Origin of the sequence: uncultured Pseudoflavonifractor sp. (assembly GCA_904419835.1) — a bacterium.
Classification (GTDB): domain Bacteria; phylum Bacillota; class Clostridia; order Oscillospirales; family Oscillospiraceae; genus Pseudoflavonifractor.
Genome location: CAJFTA010000027.1, coordinates 15,771 through 29,000 on the forward strand (window position 1 = coordinate 15,771; position 13,230 = coordinate 29,000).

11 protein-coding genes are annotated in these 13,230 nt (G+C 64.1%); 4 read left to right on the top strand and 7 right to left on the bottom strand.

Annotated features, from left to right (window positions below; all coding sequences use genetic code 11):
• Positions 1–145 precede the first annotated feature (145 nt).
• The 4 genes from QZY67_RS06565 (at position 146) to QZY67_RS06580 (ending at position 3,841) form a co-directional block, all read left to right on the top strand.
• Complete coding sequence (locus tag QZY67_RS06565) at positions 146–853, top strand: amino acid racemase (RefSeq protein WP_295369233.1); 708 nt, start codon at positions 146–148, stop codon at positions 851–853.
• A gap of 65 nt (positions 854–918) precedes the next feature.
• A complete protein-coding gene (gene murE, locus QZY67_RS06570; RefSeq protein WP_295369235.1) occupies positions 919–2,442 on the top strand; it encodes a UDP-N-acetylmuramyl-tripeptide synthetase in 1,524 nt (507 codons plus the stop codon).
• Complete coding sequence (locus QZY67_RS06575) at positions 2,432–3,268, top strand: QueG-associated DUF1730 domain-containing protein (RefSeq protein WP_295369237.1); 837 nt, start codon at positions 2,432–2,434, stop codon at positions 3,266–3,268. Before murE ends, QZY67_RS06575 begins: the two co-directional genes overlap by 11 nt.
• A gap of 144 nt (positions 3,269–3,412) precedes the next feature.
• Positions 3,413–3,841: a CBS domain-containing protein gene (locus QZY67_RS06580; RefSeq protein WP_295369238.1), complete on the top strand. Its 429-nt coding sequence runs from the start codon at positions 3,413–3,415 to the stop codon at positions 3,839–3,841.
• Positions 3,842–3,879: 38 nt separating this feature from the next.
• On the opposite strand, the gene QZY67_RS06585 is transcribed toward QZY67_RS06580, so the two are convergent.
• The 7 genes from QZY67_RS06585 to QZY67_RS06615 all read right to left on the bottom strand — a co-directional run bounded on the left by QZY67_RS06585 (position 3,880) and on the right by QZY67_RS06615 (position 12,912).
• Positions 3,880–4,794 (bottom strand): helix-turn-helix domain-containing protein, encoded by a 915-nt coding sequence (locus QZY67_RS06585; protein WP_295369240.1) that lies wholly within the window; start codon positions 4,792–4,794, stop codon positions 3,880–3,882.
• A gap of 145 nt (positions 4,795–4,939) precedes the next feature.
• Positions 4,940–6,736, bottom strand: a complete 1,797-nt coding sequence (locus QZY67_RS06590; protein WP_295369242.1) for a glycoside hydrolase family 13 protein — start codon at positions 6,734–6,736, stop codon at positions 4,940–4,942.
• Between the two features lie 115 nt (positions 6,737–6,851).
• Positions 6,852–7,442: a lactate utilization protein gene (locus QZY67_RS06595; RefSeq protein WP_295369244.1), complete on the bottom strand. Its 591-nt coding sequence runs from the start codon at positions 7,440–7,442 to the stop codon at positions 6,852–6,854.
• A 60-nt stretch (positions 7,443–7,502) separates the two neighbouring features.
• Positions 7,503–8,378: a YitT family protein gene (locus QZY67_RS06600; RefSeq protein WP_295369245.1), complete on the bottom strand. Its 876-nt coding sequence runs from the start codon at positions 8,376–8,378 to the stop codon at positions 7,503–7,505.
• A 68-nt stretch (positions 8,379–8,446) separates the two neighbouring features.
• The gene (locus QZY67_RS06605) at positions 8,447–10,690 is read right to left on the bottom strand and encodes a DNA topoisomerase (ATP-hydrolyzing) subunit A (protein ID WP_295369246.1); all 2,244 of its coding nucleotides are present in this window, start codon (positions 10,688–10,690) and stop codon (positions 8,447–8,449) included.
• Between the two features lie 24 nt (positions 10,691–10,714).
• A complete protein-coding gene (locus tag QZY67_RS06610; RefSeq protein WP_295369247.1) occupies positions 10,715–10,915 on the bottom strand; it encodes a hypothetical protein in 201 nt (66 codons plus the stop codon).
• A gap of 14 nt (positions 10,916–10,929) precedes the next feature.
• Positions 10,930–12,912 (bottom strand): toprim domain-containing protein, encoded by a 1,983-nt coding sequence (locus tag QZY67_RS06615; RefSeq protein WP_295369249.1) that lies wholly within the window; start codon positions 12,910–12,912, stop codon positions 10,930–10,932.
• Positions 12,913–13,230 lie beyond the last annotated feature (318 nt).

Genomic DNA, 13,230 nt, shown 5'->3' on the forward strand with positions numbered 1-13,230 from the left:
ACGCCGTGCGGGGACCCCGGTCCTTTTATCTGCTCGGGGCAAGTGAATTGCCCCGGCATCAAGGTTTCGCCCGCTGGGCAAAACGCTTGGCACGCCGCACCTGCGGCGATGGGCCCCATGCCGGTGCGGAGGGAGGTTTATATTTATGAGTGAAGCCAAGCTGGGCATTCTGGGGGGCATGGGGCCCCAGGCCACCCAGGATTTCTACCAGCGCATCCTGGACCGGACCGACGCGGCCTGTGACCAGGAGCACCTGCCCACCGTCATCCTCAGCGACACCCGCATGCCCGACCGCACCGCCGCCATCCTGGGCGGGGACGCGGAGGGCTGCTACCGCCGCCTCCTTCAGGACGCCAAAACCCTGGAGCAGGTGGGCTGCACCGCCATCGCCATCCCCTGCAACACCTCCCACTTCTTCGCCGACCGGCTCCAGGGGGAGCTGTCCGTCCCCATCATCCACATGGTGCGGGAGACAGTGAAGGTGCTCTCCTCCGACCCGGGCGTCCACAAAGTGGGCATCCTGGCCACCGACGGCACGGTCCGCACCGGCGTGTACCAGCGGGAGTGCGAGGCCCAGGGGCTCGCCGCCTTCTCCCCGCCCCCCGAGGTGCAGAAGGTGGTCATGAGCATCATCTACGACGAGATCAAGAAGGGCGAGAAGGGCAGCCGGGAGAAGTTCGCCGTGATGGACAGGTGCCTCCGCGCCGCCGGGTGCGACGCGGCCATCCTGGGCTGCACCGAGCTGTCGGTTTTCCGCACCTACCACCCCCTGCCTGAGTTCTATGTAGACGCCATGGACATCCTGGCCGAGCGGTGCATCACCTACTGCGGCTATAAGCTGCGCATGGTGTGATAGACAGTCCCTGATACATGTTCCCCGCCCCGCCGGCGCCCGGCGGGGCCATTTCCTCTCTGGAGGTGTTTTCCTTGTCCCGTCCCCACTTTCCCCTGGGCGACTACTACCAGCTGCTGCTGAAAAACGGCCTGCTCTCTGACGCCACCCCCCTCCACGCCGACCTGACCCGGGAGGTGCGGCTGGTGTCCTGCGACTCCCAGACCGTGGTGCCCGGCACACTGTTCATCTGCAAGGGCGCGGCCTTCAAGCCCCAGTACCTGCTGGACGCGGCGGAAAAGGGCGCCTTTGTGTACGTCAGCCAGCGCCGGTGGACCGAGTGCGCCCTGCCATGCATCCTGGTCTCCGACATCCGCCGCGCCATGGCCCTGCTGGCCGACCGGGCCTGGGACCACCCCTCCGGGCGGCTCCACATCACCGGCATCACCGGCACCAAGGGCAAGACCACCACGGCCTACTTCCTCAAATCCATCCTGGACGAGTGGCGGCGGAGCCAGGGCAGGCATGAGAGCGCCATTCTCTCCACCATGATCACCGACGACGGCGTGGAGCGCCGTCCGGCCAAGCTGACCACCCCGGAGCCTCTGGACCTGCAGCGGCACCTGTGGAACGCGGCGGAGTGCGGCGCGGAGTACCTGACCATGGAGGTATCCAGCCAGGCCCTCAAGTACCACCGCACCGGGGGTGTGGAATTTTCCGTGGGCGTGTTTTTGAACATCGGAGAGGATCACATCAGCCCGGTGGAACACCCGGATTTTGAGGACTATTTTGCCTCCAAGCTGATGATTTTCCGCCAAAGCGCCGCCGCCTGCGTGAATCTGGACAGCGATTTTGCCGAACGAATCCTGACCGCCGCCGGCTGTTGCAGTAAAATATACACATTTTCCACCAAGTTTTCCACAGCCGATATCTACGCCAGTGAGATCCGCCGGGACGGGGACGCCACCCGCTTCCTGGTGCGCACGCCCCGGTACACCCGGGAGCTGTCCATGGGCCTGCCCGGTTCCTTCAACGTGGAGAACGCCCTGGCCGCCGTGGCGGCGGCCGAGGCCCTGGGGGCGCCCGAGTCCGCCGTGGCCGCCGGCCTGGCGGAGGCCGCCGTGCCCGGCCGGATGGAGACCTTCAACACCCCGGACGGCAAACTCACCGTCATTGTGGACTACGCCCACAACGGCATGAGCCTGGAGGCGCTTTTGTCCTCCGTCCGGCGGGAGTTCCCCGGGCGGCAGCTGACCGTCCTCTTCGGCTGCACCGGCGGCAAGGGCCTGGACCGCCGGGAGGGTATGGGCCAGGCGGCCGGCCGCTGGGCGGACCGGATTATCCTCACCGAGGATGACCCCGGTCCCGAGGAGGTGCCCGACATCTGCGCCGATATCGGCCGGTACATCGCCCCCTTCGGCAAGGGCTGGACCGTCATCCCCGACCGGGAGGCGGCGGTGGAGCGGGCCATTCTGGAGGCCGCCACCCCCGCCGTGGTGGTGCTGGCGGGCAAGGGGGCCGAGCAGCAGCAGAAGCGGAAGCACGGCCCCGAGCCCTGCGTGCCCGACGCCCTGCTGGCCCGGCGGACGCTGAAGCACTATGACCCCTGAGCTGGACCGGGCCTTTTCCGCCTGCGGCGCGGCGGCCTGGGGTGGGCTCACCTGGGCGGATGCCCTTCCACATCTCGCCCCTCAGGCTGTGGAAAAAACGCTAGTCCTCTGTCCCACGCCCAGAGCGGTGCTGGTGGCCGCCTTCCCCTACTACGCCGGGGACACGCCGGGCAACCTGTCACTCTACGCCCGGGGACGGGATTACCACCTGGTTTTGACCGAAAAACTAAATACGGTATGCGATGTTTTGCGTCAGAAATACCCTTCGTATTCATTTTTACCCGGTGCGGACAGCTCCCCCCTGCCGGAGCGGCAGCTGGCCTGGGCCTGCGGCATGGGATTGCGGGGCCAAAACGGCCTGCTCATCCTGCCTCCCTGGGGGTCCTATGTATTCCTGGGCACCATCCTCACCGACTGCCCGCTGGAGTTTTCCACATCAGAGCCCTCCAATGTGTGTATCTCCTGCGGAAAATGCGCCGCCGCCTGTCCGGGCGGCGCCCTGGACGGAGCGGTTTTCCACCTCTCCCGCTGCCTGTCGGACATCTCCCAGAAGAAAGGGGAGCTGTCCCCGGAGGAAACTGCCCTGCTGTCCGCCCAGGAGTGCCTGTGGGGCTGCGACCTGTGCCAGCGGGTGTGCCCCTACAACGCCCATCCGGCTATGTCCCCTATCTCCGACTTCCGGGAGGATTTGATTTCCTCCCTCACCCCCGCCGACCTGGAGGGTCTGACCAACCGCACCTTTCGGGAGAAGTACGGGGACCGTGCCTTTGCCTGGCGGGGCCCTGCCGTCCTCCGGCGAAATCTGGCCCTGAGAGAACACGGATAACAGCGGTGGGGCGCCGGAACATGGGGCGCTCCGCTGTTTTTTGCGCTTTTGTTGTATCATAACCGCCCTTTCCGGCTATACTGAACTGTGACAAGGCGGCGGGCCATGCCCGCCGCACAGCCTGAAGAAAGCGGTGGAAATGATATGCAGGTACGTGACCTGATGAGCAGCAGCGTGGTGTCCATTGCGCCGGACGAATCGGTGGCCCTGGCGGCCCGGCTTCTGTCCCGGCACAACATTGGCTCCCTGCCGGTGTGCGGGGCGGACGGACGGCTCCGGGGCATTGTCACCGACCGGGACATTGTGCTCCGGTGCGTGGCGGCGGAGGAAAATCCGGCCAATACTCCCGTGCGGGAGATTATGTCCTACAACTGCGCGGTGGTCTCCCCGGAGGACGACCCCCGTGAGGCCGCCCGGATGATGGCGGCCGCCCAGGTGCGGCGGCTGCCCGTCACCGAGGAGGGCAAGGTGGTGGGCATGGTCTCCCTGGGGGACCTGGCCCTGAGCCAGGCCTACGACATGGAGGCCAGCAAGGCCCTGGCCGACATCTCGGACAACATCAAGCGGCTGTAAAAAAGCGCGTGGACGCACTGTCCACGCGCTTTTTGCGTTTACTGGTCCCACAGGGTTTCCGCGTTCCAGTTGTCCTCTGTAATGTCGGAGATTTTGACCAGGGCCTGGGTGTACTGCCGGTCCGTCCCATCCAAAAACACCGCTGAGACGGTGAAGCCGTCGGCCAGTTCCTCATCGGTGCAGATCATAGACAGGGTATAAACCGAGCTGTCCGCCAGCTGAGATGCGGGGTGGCTGCGGGCCGCCCCTCCGGGGCAGGTAATATGAAAGCGTACCCACATTCCCTCGGCGCTCTGAGCCGGAACCAAATTCAGCTTCAGGGCCCTTGTGCCATACTCCGTGGTCTCAATGGTGAAGTCTACATGGGAGACCAGGGGCAGGGCCGGATCCAGCTCTGCCTCCGTCTGCTCGTTCTGGCTGCTGTCTGCCTGCTCCAGCCGGTTGATATGGCTCCCCAGACTGCTCAGCTGTCCGGTGAGGTCATCTATCTGCTCCTCCAGCTGCTGGATTTTGGCCTCCTGGCCGCTGAGCGCATCCTCCTGCTCCTCCAGCTTCTCATTCAGCCGGAACAACGCCGCGCCCTGGACGCACACAACTGCTGCCAGCAGCACACACAGCGCCGTCCGCCACCGGCCATTCCGCCGGGGCGGCGCTTCGTTTTCCGGCGGGTTCTCCACCCCTTCCTCCGGGGGCTGTTCCGCCTGTTCCACCCGGTCCCCCTGTTCCGCCCGGTCCTTCGGCACCTCACAGCCCGTCTCCTCCACCTGGAGCAGGTCGTGGAGATTCACCCCAAAGAGGCGGGAGAGGGCGATGAGCTTGTCCACCTCGGGCACCGCGCCGTCGGCCTCCCACTTGCTGATGGCCTGGCGGGACACCCCCAGCTTCTCCCCCAGCCCCTCCTGAGAGAGCCCGGCGGCATGGCGCAGCGCCTGAATGTTCTGTCCCAGCGTCATGGCGTTCACTTCCTTCCCTGCTCCCATTCTAGCATCAGCGTCCGTTTTTGGCAATCAAGCCGTCCTTACCCGCTGTCAACCGCTGGTTGCGGGCGGAAAAAACAGCGCCCCCGCGCCCGGGGGCGCGGGGGAATCGGATATCCCGTCAGACAGACGGGGTTTCTTTTTTCTCAGGCGTGGCCAGAAGCCGTCCGGTGAGGGGGGGCAGCTCCAGGGTGAGGGCGCCGTCCTCCGCCTCCACGGTCTGGCCGTCCAGCAGATCCACGGCAGCGCCGGCCCAGGGGAGGGTCACGGTCTCAGTCTCCTGTCCGGCATTGACGGCACAGAGCACTGTCTCCTCATTCAGGGTTCGGGTAAAGGCCAGCACCCGGCCCTCCGCCTTCACATACCGGATGTCCCCCCGGCGCAGGGCCCCGCGGGTTTTCCGGGCGGCGCCCAGGGCGGTGAACAGGGCCACCAGCTCCTGGTCCTCACGGCCCCAGGGGAAGGTGCGGCGGTTGAAGGGGTCCTCAAAGCCCTCCATGCCCGCCTCGTCCCCGTAGTACACGGTGGGCGCGCCGGGGAAGGCAAAGAGCACCATGGCCCCCAGGGCCAGGCGGGCCTTGCCGTGGGCCCGGTCGTGGGCGTTGAGGCGGGCGTGGGCCCGCCAGTCCCGGCTCTGGCCCCGCTGCTCGCTCTTCTCCCCCAGCAGGGTGAGGATGCGCATGGTGTCGTGGGTGCCCAGGGTGTTCATGGCCGAGTACCAGGCAAACTCCGGGTAGTTCTCCCGCAGGGTCTCCATGGAATCCCGGAAGCGCTCCGCCCCGCCCCCCAGCAGGTAGTCCACCAGGGCGGTGCGGAAGGGGTAGTTCATCAGTCCGTCGCAGTGGCCGCCCAGAATGTGCTTGCGGCGGACGCTGTAGGCGATCTTGTTGGACCCGTCCTCCCACACCTCGCCGATGATCACCGCGTCGGGCTTTTCCGCCCGGACGGCGTCGTGGATGGCGGCCACCACCCGGTCGGGCAGCTCGTCGGCCACGTCCAGCCGCCAGCCGTCCGCCCCGGCCCGGAGCCAGGAGCGGATGATGCCGTTCTCACCGGTGATGTACTCCAGCCAGGCCGGGTTGTTCTTGTTTGTGGTGGGCAGGGAGTAGATGCCCCACCAGGAGGTGTACTGGTCGGGCCAGTGCTGGAAGCAGAACCAGTCGTAGTAGGGGGACTGGGGGCCCTGGCAGGCGCCGGCGTTGGGGTAGGACCCGTCGCCGTTGAAGTACTTGCTGACAAAGGCGGTGTGGTTGAACACGCCGTCCAGCATGATGCGCATCCCCATGGTGTGGGCCTCGCTGCACAGGGCGGAGAACTCCTCCCTGGTGCCCAGCATGGGGTCCACCTTCTCGTAGTCGCCCACGCCGTACCGGTGGTTTTCCGGCCCCTCAAAGATGGGACAGAGGTAGATGGTCTCCACCCCCAGGTCCCGCAGGTAGGGCAGCTTGGCGCGGATGCCCGCCAGGCTGCCGCCGAAGAAGTCCCGGTTGCGGATCTCCCCGTTGTGGTCGGGGCGGTACTCCGGCTCCTCCCCCCAGTCCTGGTGGACCCAGCGCCCCCCCACCATGCCGGCGGGGTTGGGTACTGTCAGGCGGCAGAACCGGTCGGGGAAGATCTGGTAGGCCATGCCCTCGCCGAACCAGCGGGGCACTCTGTCGTTTTCATCGTACACCGTCAGCTGGTACTCCTGGGACTCCTTGCCCGACTTGCCGTCCAGCCGCTCCAGGCGGAAGGAGTACCAGATAAGGCCCATGTAGCCCTTGGTGTTGATGGAGCCGGTGAACATATCCCGCGCCCCGTCCAGGCCGGTCCACGCCATGGCCACCTCAATGCGCCGGTTGTCCCAGGCCTCCAGCCGGGCGGTGAGCACGCCCCGGGAGTAGCCCTCCGCCCGGAGAGGCCGGAGGGTGAAGGTCACCTCTGTGCCGCCGGGGACGGCGCCGTACGGCGTTTTAAATCTGAGGTCCTTTGAATCATAAGTCTGTGCATCTAACAATGGAAATCATCCTAACTGGATTCAGAATTGCAGCGCCTTACAGCCCCAGCTCCTGGTTGATGAGGATCACCTCGGCGTAGGGGATGCCGCCCGGCTTTTTCCACAGCACGGTGAGGGCCCGGCAGATACGCTCGGGGCTGGAGCAGTTGTAGCAGCGGTCGCCCTTCTCGGCGCAGGGGGTCTTGCGGCCCAGGCGCCGGGCGTTTTTGGGGGCGGCGATGTTCCGGGCCCGCCAGAGGGCCTGGTCGTAGTCGGGGGCAATCTTGTTCACGCCCACCAGCAGGTAGAGCGCCTCATGGCCGCAGATGGTGCCCACCACCCGGTTTCCGGTGCCGTCGATGTTGATAATCTCGCCGGTCTCGGCCAGGCCGTTGACCGAGCTGATATACACCTGAGCCTGGGCGGCGTCCTGGGCGGTGCCGCCCAGCCAGTGCCAGTGGACCGTATTGTGGGAGGGCAGCAGCTTGTCGAGCCCCATCTGCTGGGCGGTCATGGTGCCGCCGATGCCGATGGTCTTGCCGTCCAGCTTGCCGTCCAGATAGCGGGCGGCCTCCTCTGCGGTCTCAAAATAGCTGGTGGCAAAGCCGTTGTCCTCCAGATTCCTGCGCAGTTTTTCGATGTCTGCCATATGTAACGCTCCTCTCTCTATTTTATGCGTCCGGGACGGGGCCCGGAACGCGCACGCTCCTTACAATTCGTTCTGCCGGTACTCCCGGAAGCCGTCTCCCAGCACCTCGTGGGCGTCGCACACGATGATGAAGGCGGAGGGGTCCAGCTCCTTGACCATCTTCTTGATGGACACAATCTGCCGCTGCTTGAAGGCGCACATGAGCACCTTCTTCTCCGCGCCGGAGTAGCCGCCCTGGCCCTGGAGGATGGTGACGCCCCGGTCCAGGTCGTTGACCAGGACGTCGGCAATCTCCTTGAAGCGGTCGCTGATGATATAGGCCACCTTGGCGCTGTCCAGGCCGTAGAGCATCCGGTCCATGACGATACCGGCGATATACAGGGCCACCACGCCGTAGAGGGCGCTGTACACGCTGCCGAAGGCGATGGCGCTGGCCACGATGACCACCATATCGGTGGCGATGAGCAGCTTGCCCATGGGCAGCCAGGTGATTTTCAGCTTGAGCAGCCGGGCGATGAGGTCGGTGCCGCCGGTGGTGGCGCCCTGCTGGAACACCATGCCCAGGGAGGCCCCCATAAACACGCCGCCGAAGACGCAGGCCAGCATGGAGTCCATGGCCTCAAAGGTCCAGATGCCGTTGACGATGTCGATGAACACGGAGGACACCGCCATGGCGTACAGGGAGGACAGCAGCAGGTGTCCTCCCAGCAGCCGCCAGCCCAGGATGAACAGGGGGATATTGAGGATGATGACCACTGTGCCGATGGGGGCCCAGGGCAGAATGGCGTTGATGATCTGGCCCACGCCGGTGATGCCGCCGAAGGCAATGTCGTTGGGCACGTAGAACCAGTTGAAGCCCACGGCGTAGATGGCCGAGGCCAGGGTGATCATGAAATAGGACCATACCAGGTTGAACGCTTTGGATTTTGGTTTCATACATACCTCTCACGGGCGCCGGGAAGCTGTCCGCGCCCGGCTGGGTTGATGCCGTCTTGTTTCCCGGCTCAGAGCAGGCTCATCTGCTCCTCGCCCCGGTCCTCTCCCTTCAGGAGGGCGCCGGCCACGGGCAGGCTGCGGGCCCGGTATCGGGCGGTGTTGACAATGGGACTGCCCTCCACCGGCTCCACACGCTCCACAGCATGCTTGGGCTTGAGGGTCATCACGTTGACGCCCTGGGTGGTGCGGGTGGCCTTGGGAGCCAGAAGGGCGGTGTGGAAGATGAGGCAGCGGCCCTCGGTGGAGATGACCGCCAGCTCCAGGTCCTCCCGCAGCAGCAGAGCGGCAGCCAGGGGGGACTTGTCGGAGTAGGCGCCGGTCAGCTTCCGCCGGCGGGTCTGGGTCTGGTAGGCGGACAGCTCCACACGGGCGGCCTTGCCGTTGCGGAAGAAGAAGAGCAGGTTGCCCGAGTAGTCCCCGGGGACGCAGGCCCACACCACGCTCTCCCCCGCCTCCATCTCCAGCTTGGTGGGCAGATAGTCGCCCAGCACGGAGGCCTTGGCGTCGTCGAAGTCGCTCATGCGGGTCTTGTAGCACTGCTGCCTGTCGGTAAAGACCAGCAGCTCGTCCCGGTTGGTGCACTCCCACTGGAGCCACGCCCCGTCCCCCTCCTTGTACTTCTGCTCGCTGTTCATGCGCAGAGAAGCGGGGGTAATTTTTTTGAAGTACCCCTCACGGGAGAGGAAAGCGGTGACCGGGTAGTCGGGGATCTCCTCCTCCGGCTCGGGCTCGGACAGGCGCTGGTGCTCGTAGATGATCTCGGTGCGGCGGGGCTGGGCGTACTTCTTCTTCACGGCGCCCAGCTCGGCGATGATGATCTTCTTGATGCGGCCCGGGTTGCTGACGATATCCTGAAGGTCGGCAATCTCCTCCTCCAGTGTAGAGGTTTCCTCAATCCGCTTGAGGATATACTCCTTGTTGATGTTGCGCAGCTTGATGTCGGCCACGTACTCGGCCTGGATATTGTCGATGCCGAAGCCGATCATCAGGTTGGGCACCACCTCGGCGTCCTCCTCGGTCTCCCGGATGATCTTGATGGCCCGGTCGATGTCCAGCAGGATTTTCTTCAGGCCCTTGAGGAGGTGCAGCTTCTCCTGCTTCTTCTTCATGACGAAATAAGTCCGCCGGCGCACGCCCTCCATCCGCCAGGCCGTCCACTCCTCCAGGATCTCCCGCACGCCCATGACCCGGGGCATGCCGGCGATGAGGATATTGAAATTGCAGGCAAAGGAGTCCATCAGGGGGGTGGCGCGGAACAGCTTCTGCATCAGCTTGTCCGGGTCTGCGCCCCGCTTCAGGTCGATGGTCAGCTTCAGGCCGGTCAGGTCGGTCTCGTCCCGCATGTCGGCGATTTCCTTCACCTTGCCCGCCTTGATGAGCTCGGCCACCTTGTCCATGATGGCCTCCACGGTGGTGGAGTAGGGAATCTCGTAAATTTCGATGAGGTTCTCGCCCTTCAGGTAGCGCCACCGGGCCCGGACCTTGAAGGAGCCCCGGCCGGTGTTGTAGATCTGGGCGATTTCGGCGGCATCGTAGAGCAGCTCGCCGCCGGTGGGGAAGTCGGGGGCCTTGAGCACCGCCGTCAGGTCGCAGTCTGGGTGCTTCAGGTACTCCACCGTGGCGTCGCACACCTCGCCCAAGTTGAAGCCGCACAGGTTGGAGGCCATGCCCACGGCGATGCCCTGGTTGGCGCTCACCAGCACGTTGGGGAAGGTGGTGGGCAGCAGGGTGGGCTCTTTCATGGTGCCGTCGTAGTTGTCCACAAAGTCCACCGTGTCCTGGTCGATGTCCCGGAACAGCTCGGTGCAGATGCCGTCCAGCCGCACCTCGGTGTATCGGCTGGCGGCCCAGGCCATGTCCCGGGAGTAGACCTTACCGAAGTTGCCCTTGGAGTCCACCAGGGGGTGGAGCAGGGCCCCGTAGCCCCGGGAGAGGCGGACCATGGTGTCGTAGATGGCGGCGTCGCCGTGGGGATTCAATTTCATGGTCTGGCCCACCACGTTGGCGCTCTTGGTGCGCCCGCCCCCCAGCAGCTTCATCTGGTACATGGTGTACAGCAGCTTCCGGTGGCTGGGCTTGAAGCCGTCAATCTCCGGGATGGCACGGGAGACGATGACGCTCATGGCGTAGGGCATGTAGTTGATCTCCAGCGTCTGGGTGATGGGCTGCTCCAGCACCTCGGGCCGCAGGCCCATGACGTTGGGGTTATTTTTGTGCTTCGCCCCCTCCGCGGGGGCCTTTTTCTTAGGCAATGATATCCGTCCTTCACTTCATTCTTACCAGGTAACAGGGTCGTTTATTTGAAATGCCAGAATTGAGAGATAGAGCATCCCCCAGTAGAGCAGCGCCGCGGCCGCCCCGCCGATGAGCAGGGCCGTCAGCAGTCTGGCGGCCCGGGGCAGCCGGGTCCTTTTCAGCAGGCCCCATCCGCCCCTGGCAACCAAAAGCGCCAGCAAAACAGCCGCAAAAGAATACATGATACGCTTTCCTCTTACGAAATATCCGCCAGCTCCAGGTACTTGTACCCCTCGCTCGCAATGTGGTCCTTTCTGCCCTGGAGATTGTCCCCCAGGAGCAGGTCGAAGACCTGGGCGGTGCGCTCCACATCCTCGGGCATGACCTTGATAAGGCGGCGGGTCTCCGGGTTCATGGTGGTGAGCCACATCATGTCCGGCTCGTTCTCGCCCAGGCCCTTGGACCGCTGGACGGTGAACTTTTTTCCCTCCAGGGAGGCCACAATGTCGTTCTTCTCCTTGTCGGAGTAGGCGAACCAGGTCTTTTCCCTACAGTTGATCTCGTAGAGGGGGGACTCAGCGATATACACATACCCCCGCTGGATGAGGGTGGGGGTGAGGCGGTAGAGCATGGTGAGAATGAGGGTGCGGATCTGGAAGCCGTCCACGTCGGCATCGGTACAGATGACCACCTTGTTCCACCGCAGGTTCATCAGGTCAAAGGTGGCCATGTCCTTGGCGTGTCTGTCGTTGACCTCCACGCCGCAGCCCAGCACCTTCAAGAGGTCGGTGATGATCTCGCTCTTGAAGATCTTGGCGTAGTCAGCCTTGAGGCAGTTGAGGATTTTGCCCCGGACGGGCATGATGCCCTGGAACTCGGCGTCCCGGCTGAGCTTGACCGCGCCCATAGCCGAGTCGCCCTCCACGATGTAGAGCTCCCGGCGCTCGGTGTCCCTGGTGCGGCAGTCCACAAACTTCTGCACCCGGTTGGAGATATCCATGCTGCCGGTCAGCTTCTTCTTGATGTTGAGCCGGGCCTTCTCCGCGTTCTCCCTGGCCCGCTTGTTGATGAGCACCTGTTCGCCGATCTTCTGGGCGTCAAAGGGGTTTTCGATGAAGTAGACCTCCATCTGGCTCTTGAGAAACTCCGTCATGGCCTCCTGGACAAACTTGTTGTTGATGGCCTTTTTGGTCTGGTTCTCATAGGAGGTCTGGGTGGAGAAGTTGTTGCTCACCAGGATAAGGCAGTCCTGAATGTCGTTCCAGGTGATCTTGCTCTCGCTCTTCTGGTACTTGCCCTGGGCCTTCAGGTAGCCGTCGATGGCGGAGACAAAGGCGGAGCGCATGGCCTTCTCCGGGCTGCCGCCGTGCTCCAGCCAGGAGGAGTTGTGGTAGTGCTTGATGATCTGCACCGCGTTGGAGAAGCAGAAGGACACGGACAGCTTCACCTTGTACTCCGGCTTGTCGTCCCGGTCCCGGCCCCTGCGCTCGGCCTGCCAGAACACAGGCTGGGTCAGGGGATTCTCCCCGGCGAGCTCCTTTACATAGTCCTCAATGCCGTTGTCGTACTTAAACTCGGTGGTCTCGAACTTGCCCCCCACCTGGTTGCGGAACCGGAAGGTAACCCCCGCGTTGACCACCGCCTGCCGCTTCATTACGTCCAGGTAGTACTCTACCGGGATGCTGATGTCGGTAAAGACCTCCAGGTCCGGCTTCCAGCGGAACTTGGAGCCGGTCTTTTTCCCGCTCCAGGGCTCCTTTTTCAGGCCGCCCACGTTCTCGCCCTTCTCAAAGTGGAGGGTGTACTCAAAGCCGTCCCGGTGGATGACCGCGTCGAAGTACTCGCTGGCGTACTGGGTGGCGCAGGAGCCCAGGCCATTGAGGCCCAGGGAGTACTCGTAGTTGTCGCCGTCGTTGTTGTTGTACTTGCCGCCGGCGTACAGCTCGCAGAACACCAGCTCCCAGTTGTACTTCTGCTCCTTCTCGTTCCAGTCCACGGGACAGCCCCGGCCGAAGTCCTCCACCTCAATGGACCTGTCCTCGTACCGGGTGACGGTGATAACGCTGCCGTGGCCCTCACGGGCCTCGTCGATGGCGTTGGACAAAATTTCAAATACGGCGTGCTCGCAGCCCTCCAGCCCGTCGGAGCCGAAGATGACAGCCGGGCGCTTGCGCACCCGGTCGGCGCCCTTGAGGGCGGAAATGGACTCGTTGCCGTAGGTTTTGCTGGCTTTGGCCATTACTTTCTCCTCGCATTACACAGTTTTACATTGTATTATTTTATCTCTAATTTGCCCCTTCTGTCAAGGAAAGGGGCGGTGGTCCGGGGCGGATCGAAAAGAACCGGGGCCGTCTCGGTGAGACGGCCCCGGCCAGGCTGTCGAAAAAGTCCAGGGACTTTTTCGACAGCCTTCAAAAATGCCGTTACTTTCGCGCCGCACAGCGGCGCAAAAGTCCTTGCTCCGCTCCCCGGAAGCCTTGCACAGCAAGGCTTCCGGGGCATTCGATTCCACGCGAGGCGGGCGGCTGCCCCCTCGCGCTCCCCCGCCCCGACACAG